This window comes from Hydrogenophaga borbori, from assembly GCF_003417535.1.
GTDB classification, from domain to species: domain Bacteria; phylum Pseudomonadota; class Gammaproteobacteria; order Burkholderiales; family Burkholderiaceae_C; genus Hydrogenophaga; species Hydrogenophaga borbori.
Map to the genome: position 1 here is coordinate 17,078 of NZ_QVLS01000013.1, position 14,842 is coordinate 31,919.

A 14,842-nucleotide genomic window follows, 5' to 3' on the forward strand; every position below is an offset into this window, starting at 1 on the left:
TCCGCTTCTGGCCGAAAGCACCATGCTAGCTCAGGCTGGGCTGGGCCCAAAGCCGAGTGTCAGCTCTATTGGGAAAGGCACGCCTGGGCTATCGGACCAAGGTCATAACTGAGCCAGCGCACACCATCATTCCGAAGGACACCAGCATCGCGCAGCAGACGTGATACGCCACGGGTCTGTCCGAGTGATTGATGACAGCGCCCCATCGGCGAAGCGGTGCCCTGCGGCTCCAATGGCGAATCAACATGGCGGTCGTCGTCAATCCAAAAGCCAGTGCCGTACTCGCAATGCCATACCGGTTCTGGTAGCCCGCCCAAATCGCCACCACAAGCACGATGACGCAAACGCCACTGGTAACCCAGAGGTAGTCAAGTAGCCCTGGTGGCCTGTACTTAGAAGAGTCGCTCCCCAATACCTTCATGTGTTGTCGGATGCCCGCTTCTGGCCGAAAGCACCTCTGATTACCCGACCGCTTACACAGCCGTGACACTTAGGTCTTGGGCTGAGACGATGCGAACCCTGGGCCCAAAGCTGCGAATATTGGAGAGCGTTTCGTTGTGGTGTTGAATCACCTGCGGCGCGGACAGGTGCCGGTTTCCCATGCTGGTGTGCCCGTCACCAACCAGAATGACAGGAAACCCCAGTGCAAGAGCTCTGCGAGTAGTGGTGTCGACGCAGAACTCGGTATGCAGGCCGCAGGCCACGACTTCTGAGACCGCGTGCCCCCTCAGCACCTGCTCCAGGTCGGTGTGATGGAACGAGTCAGGTGTTGTTTTTCGAACGCGAATGTCTGCTTCTGCTATCTGAAGGCCGTGGGCCAGCTGCCACGTATCGGCCCCAACCTCGAGAGGCCCTGATTTCGACTCGTGCTGAATGAAAACCACGATGCCTCCTGCGGCACGGACCTTCGCTGACACTTGATTGATTCGTCCAATAACTTGAGCCGCCTCGAATGCCGCGTACTCGCCTTCACAAAGGCCTTGCTGGACGTCGATTACAAGCAGAGCGGTAGTCAATTTGGGCATCCTTCACACTGGGAAACGTTCAGGAATGGGCAGGGCGGCGAACGACAGCTCCTGGCCGATGGCCGCCATGCTAGCTCATGCTGCGATGGGCCCGTAGTGGACATCGCTCATGTCAAAAGTGGACGTGGCCTACCACGGCTGGCGTTGAGCTATGTAGGCGGAAAATCCTCGTAGCATTTCGGCAAATAGCCCCAAATTCGCATCACGTCTTTGCGAACTTCAAACTCCAGACCAATCTGTCGGAGCAATGAGACAAATCGATCTGTGTGATCGATATAGGCGGAACGCGGGAGAAGCATGCCAGGACGCGCACCGCCATCCTGATGAAGCCCGATATCAAGCCACTGCACACCTTTGAATGGGAACGGCAGGTGATAGAACCACTCAACGTCCCAGCCGGAAACACAGCCCTCTACCGACTTCGAACGATAAGACGGCCTCCAATCAGACATGCCACGAAAATAGGAAATGAGTTCGTTCCACTTCGTGTTGTTGGCTGCTCCGACCAACCCGCGAGAAGCTGCCACGGCACGCACATCACGCTCTTTGACACCTTCGGGGCAGGCATCTGCCATAGGGTACACATTCATGCGGGGCTCCATTGGGGAAGCGTCTGTTTGAGCAAGAAGCGCAATGTCCGCTCCTGGCCGAACGCGGAAGTCTAGCCATCGCATCGTTGCGCGCAAGCGGTCGACGTTGAAAGCCAGAATCCGAATGACTGGAAAGTAACGCAGATCGCAAGCTCAAGGCGTCACTCCAGCCGACCGCTCCCAGTCTGAAGCAGCCGTTGCAGCTCCGAAGTTCAGATGAAGCGACAGCGGAAACGACCAATCTGCTTCAGGCACGTCGGCCAGTCGCCTACCTCAACCTGGCGTGATCGTCAGCGCACGCTTTGCGGCTATCGCCACATGGTTCTCGGTGATCAACCGTTGGATAGCGGGCGGCCATCTGGGGATGGCCTGTGTACCATCGGTCCGTGGATTTCCTTCTTCTCCTTCCCATCACGCTCGTCGCTTTATGGATCACCAAGGCCAGGCAGCAGCAACGGCGCATAGCCATCTTGGCCCGCTACCTGGACGGCCGCGACATCGAAAAGCACATTGAGACGCTTTCGCAGGGCTACTTGCGCGCCCTGGGCGAATCAGACTCCACCCGCAGCGCGCAGGTTTGGGAGGTGTTGCGCGGGACCGAAGATGTGCTGAGCCGGCAAGTCTGCAAGCTGGCGGAGGACTTTGCGGGCGTCGAGCCTACGGCCACACGCGTGAGCAAGTTCCCGATCTGGTTGCCACGCTCGCCCGCGCTCGACAGGTCCTTCGATATGCGCGAGGCGCTGCGCATACACGCCCGCGGCATCTGCCGTGCGATCGAACGACAGGGCACCTCCGCAAAGGACCGCGCCTTTTCCATTCTGGCCGAGATGCTCCTGATGCAGCACACCTGTCACTGGTATTGCCGTTCGAAGTCCGTGGCATCGGCCCGCATGCTGGCCAGCCACCACACGTCCTACGAGCAAGTTGTAGGAGGCGTGCTGCCGCAGACACGACAGGAGTATCTTGAGCTGGTGTCCTGACAATGGGGAATGGGGTCTCTCGTGGAGTCAGCAAAGACGAGGCTGCATCTCATGGTGTCGTCGGTGGACGATGCGTTCCTTGCGCATGGTGAGCTGCTCGTGAATAGGGCCTCGTCATGTTCTTCGGTTGCTTCTGCTGCGAAGCCGAAGTCTGGGCTTTTGGGTCGGCTCAAGACTGAACGGAGACATTCGGTCCCTGAATGAAACTGTCAGCCCTTGTGCCAGAGGCGTACTTCGAGCGAGGTCTCCAAAGAGCTCGCTGCACAAAAGACAAAGATCGAATGGCCAAGGTTCTTGACAGCGGAACAGGAATCAGCCCACTACGCCCGCAAATGGCACTTCGGATTCCGCCCGATTGAGATCATGCCAAGCATCCGACATGCTAAGGATGACACGTCCAAGGACTCCGGGTAGTCTTATGCTGGGTCTGCAGTTGGTTCATCAAGCCATCGGGGGGGATCATGCACCTTCGAATTCTCGTGGTACTTGGCTCTCTTTTGCTGGGTGGCTGCGCCAGCGTTCAGATGAAGCCGCAGTCAGATCCTCCGCCAGTTGGGCAAGTCGTGTCCCCCATTCCACATCCGGCACCTTCACCTTCAGTGCCGCCTCCACTGGCCAAGGCTTTTCCTCTATCACCGGCAGCAACTTCAGAAAAAGTCGCGTTCTCAGTCGATACTTTCTTTGACAGCGGCCAGTCCGTTTTGAGATCCGACGCCAAGGCCAAACTGGATGAACTGGTCCGCAAGACTTCTGATGTAAGTATTGAACTCATCATCGCTATTGGACATGCTGACTCTGTTGGCTCTGATGCCTACAACCAGAAGCTGTCGATATCGCGCGCCGAGTCCGTGAAGGCTTACTTAGTGAGCAAGGGAATCGAGGCCAATCGAATCTATGCCGAAGGTGAGGGCGCGGCGATGCCAGTTGCGGACAACGCGACAGCTAAGGGACGGGCCATGAGTCGACGCGTGGAACTTGAGGTTGTCGGTACCAGAAGTTCGAGCGGAGAACCCATGGAGTCGCGAGCCCCAAAGGGCGTCGTCTCGGTTTTTTATGGAACTACCCGTGCGAAATCGGGCCGGAACAGCCCCTATGCCTATTTCACATCCGACGAATCAACCACTGCTGATCGCCTCACCCTTGGCCGTGTTCTTGTGAACGTGCCACCCAATCGCCGGAAGGCGACTATCCCTGAGCCAGATTTTTTCTCCGTCATTCTGGAGAAGGTGACGTCTAGTTCGGTCGCCAGCTTTCTCGCCATCACGCCGATTTCTGCAGCGAACCCGATGAGCGACTTCTCCTTCGCGGGACCCGTTGAGGAGTTGACCCCCGAAGACTTCCGCGATCGTTTGAGGTTATCGGCTGCGCTCGCAAAGGGAAGAACAGCCGTTGTCTACATTCATGGCTTCTCTAACAGTTTCAAGGATGCGGCGTTCCGCACAGCGCAGGTCGCATACGACTTGGCGGATTCCGATTTTCAGGTGGTGCCGGTCATGTTCAGTTGGCCATCTGATCCCGAAAAGCTTAACTATGTCGGCAGCGGTGATCGACTGTGGGCAGCCGGAAAGTACTTCGCAAAATTCTTAGACGAAATTGCGAAAGTACAAGATATCGGTCGCATTCACATCATTGCTCATAGCAAGGGAGCTCAAGTGCTTACCTACGCACTCGATGAGATTCGTGTCCCCAATCTTCTTGTCGACTCGGGATTAGGATCACCACCAGTTTCTAGGTTCAAACAGATAGTTCTTGCAGCGCCCGACATTCGTGCCCTTGACTTCGAGGTTCAAATCAGCCCGGCCATAAGGAGTCGTCATTCGGTTACAAACTATGTTGCTTCGAACGATGCCGCTCTGCGCATAGCGAAGTTTGCCAATTCCGGCCCGCGGGCGGGAGACTCTGGTGAGGGTCTATGCCTAGTGCCCGGCGTAGAAACTATTGATGTTTCTTCCGTCAACTATCGACCCGGCGGCCACTCAAGCTTCGCGGATTCTGTTGAAGTGCTGGATGACATCCGGCGCCTGCTAAAGGGGGACAATGCGGAACAACGAGGCCTGCAGCGAGTTTCACGAAAGAACTTGGGATACTGGCTACTACTCCCGCCCAACAAGTAGCGAATACCTGCAGGCCGAGCCGAGCGTGATAGCGCACAGAGTTTTAGCCCGGTGGCAACTGCCGTGAATTGCTCGTCGCTATCGACTGACTCCATACGCCGTGAAGTTGGTCCACCAGCACCGTCTGCCCGAGACTGGAGTCCGACATTCGTACCGCCAGCTAGGAGGCCGCTGTCGCCGAGAGTTGATGCCCGAGCGTAACTCAAGCAGGATGACAGGCTCTGTACAAAATTCGGACGATGTCGCCGTACACGCCGCGGCACACAGCCACTTCCTGTTCGGGGTGGAGTTCTGCAACTCCGCGTTGGGCTGGCAGGAGGGCTAGGTGGAAAAAATGTGCAGGGCGTGCGTCACCAACTGCCGCAGCCTATGTAGCCATTCGCAGCGGACGATGGGCAAATCCCAGTCGCTCTACACCTAGTAAGCGCTCGTTATCCAGATCGAATGGAAGTACTTCCAAATGCAGCCGTTCGTCGAAGTCGAACGCGTCGAGTGGGCTATGGAACGCCTCGGTGCGTGGATAGATCAACGCCATACGCCCAACGCCGCCAAGGTACTTCTGCCCATAGGCAAATAGTTGGTAGAAGTCCGCTTGGCTCAGGCCGTACTTGTCCACCCGCTTGCTCCTATCCAGTAACTTCCACTTGGTGTCCAGAATCCAGCGCTGGGTGCCATCTGCGATGTAGATATCGGGCTCCAAACGAAAGATCGGCTTCTGCTGGTGCTCGCAAAGCGACTCGCTGCGGGCCGGCGTGCGCATTTCCAGACCTGGTGCCAGCGATGTGCGCAGGCAGCGTGCGACGAAGCGCTCGAAGAGCTTTTCCATCGGGAACAGCAGGCTGATGCCCTGGTAGTCACCGGCGACAGCCAAGGGCATGTGCTGATTCAGGATCAACTCGCACCACGGCTTGATAGGCCGGTAGCGCGCTAGCAAGCGGTCCTGCCCCCAGGCCCGGAAATCGGCCCATACCTGACGGCTGGACGGAATTTCAGCCAGTCGGAAGCTGAGTTCTTGGGCAAGGCGCCAGTGGTTGGCATCCTGGGTGCTCTGGCGCACGCGATCCAACGCCAGCTTCATCAATCGGTTCTCGGGCCGATCAGGCAAGTAGACCTCATGTCGTACATGAAAGCGATGGTCGCGCCCGGGAGGCTGCCGCAGTTGCTGATTGAGATTTAGCTGCCCGCGCAGGAAAGGAAGTTCCTCGTTCACTCGCTGGTACTCGAAGCGCAGGCCGCGGCGGACCAATGTGTCTAGCTCCTGCAGGAAGCGTCCCATCACCCATTCGGACAAAGGCGCGTCGAACAGTTGCAACGAGGCCACGCTGACGTCGCGTGTCGGTAGATCCAGCAAGGCTAGCAACAGCTTGCGCAGCAGCGCTCGCGCCTCGGCCAAGCTACCGTCCTCAGCTTGATGCTTGGGCACGATCTCCAACACCGTGCCGCACGGCGTCTGGATAACGCCCACGAAGTTGTCCAGCTTCAGCCGCCGTTGTCCTTCCACCTGCAGCAGACGTACGCCTCCTCGTGAGAAGCCCTCGCTCAGGAGGCACAAGTAGTCGAACGCCGATTCGCTGACCTGGGCGCAGTCCAGCGTCGCGGTCACTGATTCAGTGCAGAGCCACGCATGCTCGCGAACGCTGACGTTGCGCGGCACCGGCCTCATTCTTCGTCCTGCGCCTCGCGGTGGTCAATCACGCCCAGGTAACTTTCGACATAAAAGAATGCCTCGTTATTGACCGACCAAACCTGAGGACTGTGAGCCACATTGACATCGGCGCCGAACAGATCATCAACATCAACGCCCCGAGCGCTAACGAACTGGAACATCTCCGGCTTGCGGTGATCGTTGAGTACCCATTGGATGCGCTGCCAATCGTCGAAAAAATACTCTTGCAGCAGCGGCAGCACCTGATTACTGAAGATCTCCGCCAGCTTGCCCAATGTCGGCACTTGCCGCAGCGGCATGAAGTAGGCATGACCCAGGCAATGGTCCCGATCAAGCAGTGCCTCGATGCGCAGGTTGATAACCGACAACAGTTTGTCGACGAAGATGCCTTCGACCTCCACGTCTTTCAGTATGTCAACCTGCGGCGGCATAGCCTTGAACACGAAACGGCGGCGCAGCGCCACGTCCATGCCGGTGAGCGAGCGGTCGGCCGTATTCATTGTGCCAATCAAGTAGACGTTCTGCGGCACGCTGAATGGCTTCTTAGAGTATGGAAGCACCACTTCCAAGGCCTCAGTGGCGCCTGCGCGCTTGGACGGCTCAATCAGCGTGATCAGCTCGCCGAAAATACGCGACACATTGCCGCGGTTGATTTCGTCAATGATCAGCACGCGGGCGTCATTCGCGGCCACCGCTTCGCGGTCGGCGATTGTGAGTACGGCTTCACCGAGCATCTGCTCGATCAACGGTGCCAATACGTTGGCATAGCCGTTCACAACATAGGGCTCCAGCCCCTTGCCGAGTAGACGCGGAATCGCTTGCTTGTCGCGAATGTCCTCCACACTCATGGCGCCGCTACGGACGCCATCCGCGAGCACCCGCAACATGCTCTGAGCGAAGTGCAGCTTGTTGCCGTTAGGCTTGGACAGCTCGACCAGATCGTCGGTAACTTGGGTGATCTTGTAGTCCGAACTGCCCACCTGTCCGAGGCGCAAATTGCCTGCCTCGACGGCGGACGTTGGTTGGCTGCCCAGCAAGCGCTGCAGCTTGTCGAGATCAATGGAAGGCGACCGCAGCTCATACAGCGTCATCTGGCTGAACTGGCTGTTCATCAGCTCGCCATGTGGCAGCGATGGCTCGTAAACGCGCAACCACTTGATCGGGCGCATCTGCGCGTAGCCGTCTGGATAGTCGCTGTGGGGCTGGAACTTGTATTCCCCGCTCACCTCGCCAATGGCTCGGAACTTGAAGTTCCCGTCGCTGATCACCATCAGGTCGCCCGGCTTCATGCGGGTGACAAAACCTGCCACGCTGGTCACGGTGTAGTCGGTTTGCGGATTCTCCACCTGAAGACCGTTCGCGGTGCAGCGCGCAAGCACGTCGCTGCGCGAGGTGCAGCCCGTGAAGTCAACGGCACCGCCATAGCCCAGCAGCGCATAACCTTTTTCGATGCACTCGTCGTAAATCGCGGCGTCGCTGCCTAGGGTGTTGCCGAGGGACATCTTCCAAATGCGCCGTCCGCGTATGTCGATCGGCGCTGCCGGCACGGCCTTCTCCTGCGGGCGAGTGACCTTGACCGCCGCCGCCTCGCACAAGGACTTGAACACGCCGTCCACCACCTCATAGCGGACCTGCCCGGTGTCCTCACTCGTGGTCGCACGCAAGCCTTCCACAAAGTCTTCATAGCTGAAGCTCTGGTGAAAGGTCACGAAACGGATGCGGCGTTCTTGCACCAAGGCATCGAACCGAGCCTTTAACGCAGCTCGATCCATGCCGTACTGAGCCAGGAAGGTCGCGTCGAGCACCGCGAGGGCCGCATTAATCGTGGAGTATGTTTTCCCAGTGCCCGGCGGGCCATATAGGATTTGGTTCAACGGCTCATGGCTGACGGCTATACGGACCTGGTGGCCGCTTTTCTCATCCGCAGGCTGCATGGCGTTGTCCTTACTCGCTCTTGCCGGCGGAGCTGCCGTGCCGGTGTACGCCTCCAAAAGTTTCATCAGGAACTCCCACGTCCCCACTGTGACGGCTGCAGCCTCGTTGGGTGCCGCAAGCGATGGCGCATTGGCAGTGAGCCCATGGCTGCGCGTGTCGTCCGGCGTTTTGAGCTTGAAGTTGGTCGCATTGGTGGGAACGGAGTCCGTCCAGTCACCCGGCTGAACAAAAATCACCGGCGTCTTTCGGCTGCGCAGCAAGCAAAGCTCACGGCCGTCAACGCAACGGAAACCAGCGTGCTTCTCAGTCGGAGGCTTGATAGGCGTCAAGCCTGGGTAGGCTTGCAAATAGGCAAGTACCTCGTCATTGCTCAATCTGGAGTGCAGCACCTGCTCAGCAGTACTCCACAACCGTTGTCCGTAGGTGAGCAGAGGCTCATCTTCAGGCTTGGCTGCCATCAACGCTCGATGTAACTGGGCGCAGTTGCTCTTAGGGACCGCCCCCGGCAACGCCTGTAGCGCGGCTGGGAGGAAGATGGGTAACACGCAAGGGTTCTGGCGGTCTTGGTAGAGGAAGGCGATCTTCCACTTGGTTGTCGCACCCAAGTCGACCGTTTCCACCTCGTCCAGATTGCCGGCCCGGGCCGCCTCGGCTACTGAGGCCACAATGTCACGCACCCGTTCAAACGCTTCCTCGGCACTGCCACCGTACTTGGTGAGCCAACCGTGGCTCGTGCTGAAGGCCTTTGCGTTGCTGCTCGCCGTTTTATCGGTTTGGTCCTTGCGCGAATACACGCCGAACTTGAAGGCTGAGCCGCCCCAGATCGAACCCAGATTCTCAGTGCGGGATTCCAGCCAGTAGGTAAAGCAGTCCTTGTTGCCGGCCTGGGTGTAATCCGCGAGGCTCATGCTGCGTAGCGATTCCACTGGCCAGCGGCCCAGGAACTCATCCCAAAGCGCGTTCAAGGTGGTGGATGGTGCGACGGTGGTGATCATCGCAGTCATACCAACGCGGGCGCGATGGACTTGGACTCGGAGAGGTCGCCGACTAAGTGCTTGTATTCGCAGGCATTCAGATTGGCGCGCAACTTGTCGGTGGTGGCCCAGAGAGCTTTCGCGATGACGTAGAGCATAGGTAGATGGCGGTTTAGGGCGGTTGGCGCTTGGAGGATACCCTGGAGATCTCTGAGCGAACCAGCCTCTGAGAACGAGCCGAAAGACCGCTCGCCGCAAAGCTGTGATTGCCTGCTGTCCATTGTGGTTCGGACCTTGTTCCCGCGCGTCGAACTTCCGCAATCGCTGCGAAGCGGTCCGCCAGTCTCAGAGATGGAGTGACTACGTCCAGTCTCCAGCCGCCCCTCGCCAGTTTCAAAAACTACGCTGCGCCGCCGCACAAGCAAAGAGCACACGCCCTCACCCAGCTCTGCGCTAAGCATCCGTCCGCACACTCAAGCGATTCCCCCGCGGGCCGCCCGCTCATACAACAGCCGCCGTCCCGCCACCTCCCCCACCGGCCGCAGAAACGCATCGCGCACCACCGACTCAGCGTCGCACCGAATCAACAAACGTCCCACCGTGCGGGCCTCCTCGGGTGCAGGCTTCCACACAGCATCGATCCAATGCAGGCCCCAGCAAGGCCCGGGCCCGTGGCGCCGATCGAGGCAGGCCAGTCCGTGGACGTCGGCCGCCGCCATCTCGGCCAGCATGTCCACCAGCGCCTCGTCACAGGCCACCAAGGACGTTTGCGACACCTTATGGCCCCACTGGCAAGTCACGTCGTACACAAGCAAGTACCACGGTGCCTCCAACGCCCGGGTGACCACGGACCAGTGGTTCTGCTTGCGCGTGGCGCGAGAGGGATGGAGGAAGGGGGCCGAGCCCTTGGCGGGGATGAACATAAATGTTCCTCTGAGATGGCCTCAATTCTGCCTCAGGAATGCCACCCCAGTAAATGCCAGACGAACACTTTTGGAGTGACCCACCCCTCCCCTCCATCCGTTGATCCGTTCGGCATCTTGGTCGCCAACGTCATCGCCCTCCGCGCCAAGGGCAACTGGAGCATCCGTGCGTTGGCTGAGCAAGCGCAGTTGAGCCGAACCTTCGTGGCCAACTTGGAGAAGGGGAGCTCGAAACTGAGCTTGAGCGCCGTTGATCAACTGGCTGCGGCCTTGGGTGTCACGACCGGCTCGCTGTTCGCAGCGAAGCCAGTCCCCAGAGATGAAGAAGCCAGCGTGATTGAGGAGGTGGTCGCGCAGAACCTCGTTTCAGCGCGCCAAGCGCTGAAGCTGACCCAGGAGACGCTGGGCCAGCAATCCGGCGTCAGCATGTACGTCATCGCGCACATCGAACGTCGGGCGCGCAACCCCTCACTGCAGACGCTGGCGAGGCTGGCCGCTCCATTGCACCTGACGCTGGAAGAACTCTTGTCCGTTCCGGGCAAGGCCTCGGGTGCGCGGGGCACGCCCCAGCGCGACACCTAACCGACCGCGCGCCGCCCCATCGGCGGCGCTCGCGCCGCCGCCCCCGCTACAGATGAAAGTCGCCCGCCGCCTCCGGCTGGTACAGCACCTTCTCGATGCGGATGTGGCAGGTGCGGTGAGGCATGCGCCAGTTGAAGGCGTCGCCCGCCTTGTAGCCCAGGATGGCTGTGCCGATGCCGGAGCACACCGAGAGCTTGCCGGCGCCTTCGTCGGCGTCTTCGGGGTACACCAGCGCCACTTCCCGCTCCTCGTCGTTCACTTGCAGCAGGGCCTTGGAGTTCATGGTGACCACGTCGTCCGCCACCTGCCGGGGGTCGACGACGATGGCGCGCTCGATCTCGTGCTCCAGCTCAAAAATGTCCGCGCCGCGTTCGAAGGCCAGCAGGCTCTGGAGCCGGGCCTTGTCGATTTCGGTGATGTGGATGCTGGCGGTGTGGGGCGCGGGGCGCTCGCGCAGCAGCCGCAGGTAGTGCTCCGAGTGCATCACCAGCGACTTCGTCGCGGGCGTTTCGCTGTGCGGCAGAAAGCCGCTGTTCAGAAAGGCCTTGAGCGACCGGGCGTTGTCCGGGTGGATCTTGGCAATGAGCTTCTCGGCCCGCATGTCGAAGAAGGCGAGCTTCATGCCTTCGTGGATGGCGCTGGCGCCAAGCTTGCGGCCCCAGTTGTCGCGCTGGCCGATGACCAGCACCATTTCGCAGTCGGCACCCGATTTGACGAGGCGCACAAAGCCCACCGGCACGTCGCGCTCGTCGCAGGCCATGAAGAAGCGGCCGCCCTGGTTGAACAGGTGGGTCAGCACGGGCAGCTGGACCCGGCCGATGACCTGTTCGATGAAGCGGGAGACGTGGCGCGAGTCGCTGAGGTAGCGCGTGACTTCTTCGTCTTCCAGCCAGTCCATGAGCGTGAGCGCGTGGGACCGGGTGATTTCGGGGCACAGGGAAATGAAAGGCTTGTTCATCTTCACCACCGGTGGTTTCAAGAATGAAAGCCTTCCATGGGCGCGGCCACGGCGGTTCTTTCGAATAACCCCCAATTTTACCGGGGATGGCCGCGCCCCGCTTGCCGTCTCAATTTGAGAACAAATCCTGACGCCGCCCGCCTCCAAGGGTTAACCCACCCCTCCCCTGCCGACCCCGAGTGCTCCACTGTCCCCGGCTTCCCCACGAACCCAGGAGACAACCATGCCCGTAGAACTCAAGGTCAACGGCCGCGCCGTGACCGTGGACGCGGCGCCCAACACGCTGTTGGTGCACGCCCTTCGTGAACACCTGCGCCTCACCGGCACGCACGTCGGCTGCGACACGGCCCAGTGCGGGGCCTGCACCGTGCACCTGGACGGCAAGGCCATCAAGTCGTGCAATGTGCTGCTGGCCCAGGTGGCCGGGCGCGAGGTGACCACCATCGAGGGCATGGCCGCCGCCGACGGGACCATGCACCCCATGCAGGCCGCATTCAAGGAGTGCCACGGCCTGCAATGCGGCTTCTGCACGCCGGGCATGGTGATGAGCGCGGTGGACCTGTGCCAGCGCCACCCCGGCGCCAATGAGGCGCAGATCCGCGAGCAGCTGGAAGGCAACCTGTGCCGCTGCACGGGGTACCACAACATCGTCAAGGCCGTGCAGCAAGGCGCTGCGGCCATGAAGTGATCGCACACAAGGAGAACGACCATGGGTGCCATCGATTTCGCCAAACTCCCTCACATCGGTGAGCCGCTGCGCCGCAAGGAGGACTACCGCTTCCTCACCGGCGCCGGCCAGTACACCGACGACATCCAGCTGCAAGGCATGAAGCACGCGGTGTTCGTGCGCTCGCCGCACGCGCACGCCGCCATCCGCTCCATCAACAAGACCGCCGCGCTGGCCGCGCCGGGCGTGGTGGGCATCTTCGACGGGCAGGACGTGGCCAACGACAAGGTGGCCGGCCTGCCCTGCGGCTGGCTCATCACCAGCACCGACGGCCAGCCCATGAAGGAGCCGCCGCACCCCTTCCTGGCCCAGGGCAAGGTGCGCTACGTGGGCGACCACGTGGCCATCGTGGTGGCCGACACGGTGGAGAACGCCAAGAACGCCGCCGAGCTGGTGGAGGTGGACTACGAGCCCCTGCCCGCCGTGGTGGACGTGCGCGACGCGCCCAAAGGCACGGCGCTGCACGAGGTGGCGCCCGACAACCACTGCTACAAGTGGGCCATCGGCGACAAGGCGGCGGTGGACGCCACCTTCGCGAACGCGGCGCACGTGACCAAGATCGACCTGGTCAACAACCGCCTCGCGCCCAACCCCATCGAGCCGCGCGCGGCCATTGGCGCCTACAACCGCGCCAACGACGAGTACACGCTCTACGTGGCCAACCAGAACCCGCACGTGGAGCGGCTGCTGATGACGGCCTTCGTGCTGGGCCTGCCCGAGCACAAGGTGCGCGTAATCGCGCCCGACGTGGGCGGCGGCTTCGGCGCCAAGATCTTCCTCTACGCCGAAGACGTGGCCGTGACCTGGGCGGCGAAGAAGCTCAACACCGCCATCAAGTGGACCTGCGAGCGCGCCGAAGCCTTCCTGTGCGACGCGCACGGCCGCGACCACGTGACGCACGCCGAGATGGCCATGGACAAGGACGGCAAGTTCCTGGGTTTCCGTGTGCACACGGACGCCAACCTGGGCGCCTACCTGTCCACCTTCTCCACGGCGGTGCCCACCATCCTGTACGCCACGCTGCTGGCGGGCCAGTACACCACGCCGCAGGTCTACGTTGAAGTGGACGCCTGGTTCACCAACACCTCGCCGGTGGACGCCTACCGCGGCGCCGGCCGGCCCGAGGCCACCTACCTGCTGGAGCGCATCGTCAGCCGCGCCGCCTGGGAGATGAACCTGAGCCAGGACGAGATCCGCCGGCGCAACTTCATCACCCAGTTCCCGTACCAGACGCCGGTGGCGCTGCAGTACGACACGGGCGATTTCCACGCGTGCATGAACAAGGCCACCGAACTGGCCGACGTGGCCGGCTTCGCGAAGCGCCGCGAGGCCAGCAAGGCCAAGGGCCTGCTGCGCGGCATCGGCTACAGCAGCTACATCGAGGCCTGCGGCCTGGCGCCGTCCAACCTGGCGGGCGCCCTGGGTGCGCGCGCCGGCCTGTTCGAGTGCGGCGAGGTGCGCGTGCACCCCACGGGCAGCGTCACGGTGTTCACCGGTTCGCACAGCCACGGCCAGGGGCACGAGACCACCTTCGCGCAGGTGGTGGCCTCGCGCCTGGGCATCGATCCCTCGCAGGTGGACATCGTGCACGGCGACACCGGCCGCGTGCCCTTCGGCATGGGCACCTACGGCTCGCGCTCCATCTCGGTGGGCGGCGCGGCCATCATGCGCGCGCTGGACAAGATCGAGGCCAAGGCCAAGAAGATCGCCGCGCACCTGATGGAAGCGAGCGACGCCGACATCGAGTTCGCCAACGGCGAGTTCAGCGTGAAGGGCACCGACAAGAAGATCCCCTTCGGCCAGGTAGCGCTCACGGCCTATGTGCCGCACAACTACCCGCTGGACAAGCTGGAGCCGGGCCTGAACGAGACGGCCTTCTACGACCCGACCAACTTCACCTTCCCCGGCGGCACCTACATCTGCGAGGTGGAGGTGAACCCGCAGACCGGCGAGACGCGCGTGGACCGCTTCACCGCGGTGGACGACTTCGGCACCATCATCAACCCCATGATCGTGGAGGGCCAGGTGCACGGCGGCCTGGTGCAGGGCATCGGCCAGGCGCTGCTGGAGCACTGCGTGTACGACCGCGAGACGGGCCAGCTGGTCACCGGCTCCTTCATGGACTACGCCATGCCGCGCGCCGACGACGTGCCCAGCTTCACCCTGGGCCACGTCTGCACGCCCTGCACCACCAACCCGCTGGGCACCAAGGGCTGCGGCGAGGCCGGCGCCATCGGCTCGCCACCGGCGGTCATCAACGCCGTGCTCGACGCCCTGGCGCCGCTGGGCGTGAAGGACATCGACATGCCCGCCACGCCTTCGCGCGTGTGGCAGGCCATCCAGTCGGCCAAGCAATAAGCCCTTCAAG

General features: G+C 61.3%; 12 protein-coding genes. 5 read left to right on the plus strand and 7 right to left on the minus strand.

Features of this window, described 5'->3' with window-relative positions:
* Positions 1–473 precede the first annotated feature (473 nt).
* Both DY262_RS18270 and DY262_RS18275 read right to left on the minus strand, forming a co-directional pair.
* On the minus strand, positions 474–1,016 hold the full coding sequence (locus DY262_RS18270; protein ID WP_116960655.1) for a cysteine hydrolase family protein: 543 nt from the start codon (positions 1,014–1,016) through the stop codon (positions 474–476).
* Positions 1,017–1,174: 158 nt separating this feature from the next.
* Positions 1,175–1,615: a DUF6678 family protein gene (locus DY262_RS18275; protein WP_181936565.1), complete on the minus strand. Its 441-nt coding sequence runs from the start codon at positions 1,613–1,615 to the stop codon at positions 1,175–1,177.
* Positions 1,616–2,001: 386 nt separating this feature from the next.
* Between DY262_RS18275 and DY262_RS18280 the strand changes: the two genes are divergently transcribed.
* Positions 2,002–2,595: a hypothetical protein gene (locus tag DY262_RS18280; RefSeq protein ID WP_116960657.1), complete on the plus strand. Its 594-nt coding sequence runs from the start codon at positions 2,002–2,004 to the stop codon at positions 2,593–2,595.
* A 461-nt stretch (positions 2,596–3,056) separates the two neighbouring features.
* Entirely contained in the window at positions 3,057–4,709 is a 1,653-nt protein-coding gene (locus DY262_RS22155; RefSeq protein WP_181936566.1) for an alpha/beta hydrolase, read from the plus strand.
* 367 nt (positions 4,710–5,076) lie between these two features.
* Here DY262_RS22155 and DY262_RS18290 read toward each other — a convergent pair whose 3' ends face one another.
* From DY262_RS18290 to DY262_RS18300, 4 genes are all read right to left on the minus strand, one after another.
* Complete coding sequence (locus DY262_RS18290; protein ID WP_116960658.1) at positions 5,077–6,363, minus strand: McrC family protein; 1,287 nt, start codon at positions 6,361–6,363, stop codon at positions 5,077–5,079.
* Between the two features lie 5 nt (positions 6,364–6,368).
* A complete protein-coding gene (locus tag DY262_RS18295; protein ID WP_245981089.1) occupies positions 6,369–9,305 on the minus strand; it encodes an AAA family ATPase in 2,937 nt (978 codons plus the stop codon).
* Positions 9,306–9,310: 5 nt separating this feature from the next.
* A complete protein-coding gene (locus DY262_RS22160) occupies positions 9,311–9,442 on the minus strand; it encodes a hypothetical protein (RefSeq protein ID WP_281272933.1) in 132 nt (43 codons plus the stop codon).
* Positions 9,443–9,757: 315 nt separating this feature from the next.
* Positions 9,758–10,207, minus strand: a complete 450-nt coding sequence (locus tag DY262_RS18300; RefSeq protein WP_116960520.1) for a hypothetical protein — start codon at positions 10,205–10,207, stop codon at positions 9,758–9,760.
* A gap of 75 nt (positions 10,208–10,282) precedes the next feature.
* Here DY262_RS18300 and DY262_RS18305 point away from each other — a divergent pair, with 75 nt between their 5' ends.
* Positions 10,283–10,789 carry a helix-turn-helix domain-containing protein gene (locus tag DY262_RS18305; RefSeq protein ID WP_245981092.1) on the plus strand — a complete coding sequence of 169 codons (507 nt, stop codon included), beginning with the start codon at positions 10,283–10,285 and terminating at the stop codon, positions 10,787–10,789.
* Between the two features lie 46 nt (positions 10,790–10,835).
* On the opposite strand, the gene DY262_RS18310 is transcribed toward DY262_RS18305, so the two are convergent.
* Positions 10,836–11,747, minus strand: a complete 912-nt coding sequence (locus tag DY262_RS18310; protein ID WP_116960660.1) for a bifunctional GNAT family N-acetyltransferase/nucleoside diphosphate kinase regulator — start codon at positions 11,745–11,747, stop codon at positions 10,836–10,838.
* 223 nt (positions 11,748–11,970) lie between these two features.
* On the opposite strand from DY262_RS18310, the gene DY262_RS18315 reads away from it, so the two are divergent.
* Both DY262_RS18315 and DY262_RS18320 read left to right on the plus strand, forming a co-directional pair.
* On the plus strand, positions 11,971–12,435 hold the full coding sequence (locus tag DY262_RS18315; protein WP_116960522.1) for a (2Fe-2S)-binding protein: 465 nt from the start codon (positions 11,971–11,973) through the stop codon (positions 12,433–12,435).
* A 21-nt stretch (positions 12,436–12,456) separates the two neighbouring features.
* On the plus strand, positions 12,457–14,832 hold the full coding sequence (locus tag DY262_RS18320; RefSeq protein WP_116960523.1) for a xanthine dehydrogenase family protein molybdopterin-binding subunit: 2,376 nt from the start codon (positions 12,457–12,459) through the stop codon (positions 14,830–14,832).
* The last annotated feature ends 10 nt before the right edge of the window (positions 14,833–14,842 follow it).

What these genes read in the sequence shown, in the direction of transcription:
- DY262_RS18310 (WP_116960660.1), bottom strand. Translation starts at nt 11,747, where the DNA reads ATGAACAAGCCTTTCATTTCCCTGTGCCCCGAAATCACCCGGTCCCAC.
- DY262_RS18320 (WP_116960523.1), top strand. Translation starts at nt 12,457, where the DNA reads ATGGGTGCCATCGATTTCGCCAAACTCCCTCACATCGGTGAGCCGCTG.
- DY262_RS18315 (WP_116960522.1), top strand. Translation starts at nt 11,971, where the DNA reads ATGCCCGTAGAACTCAAGGTCAACGGCCGCGCCGTGACCGTGGACGCG.
- DY262_RS18275 (WP_181936565.1), bottom strand. Translation starts at nt 1,615, where the DNA reads ATGAATGTGTACCCTATGGCAGATGCCTGCCCCGAAGGTGTCAAAGAG.
- DY262_RS22155 (WP_181936566.1), top strand. Translation starts at nt 3,057, where the DNA reads ATGCACCTTCGAATTCTCGTGGTACTTGGCTCTCTTTTGCTGGGTGGC.
- DY262_RS18300 (WP_116960520.1), bottom strand. Translation starts at nt 10,207, where the DNA reads ATGTTCATCCCCGCCAAGGGCTCGGCCCCCTTCCTCCATCCCTCTCGC.
- DY262_RS18295 (WP_245981089.1), bottom strand. Translation starts at nt 9,305, where the DNA reads ATGATCACCACCGTCGCACCATCCACCACCTTGAACGCGCTTTGGGAT.
- DY262_RS22160 (WP_281272933.1), bottom strand. Translation starts at nt 9,442, where the DNA reads ATGCTCTACGTCATCGCGAAAGCTCTCTGGGCCACCACCGACAAGTTG.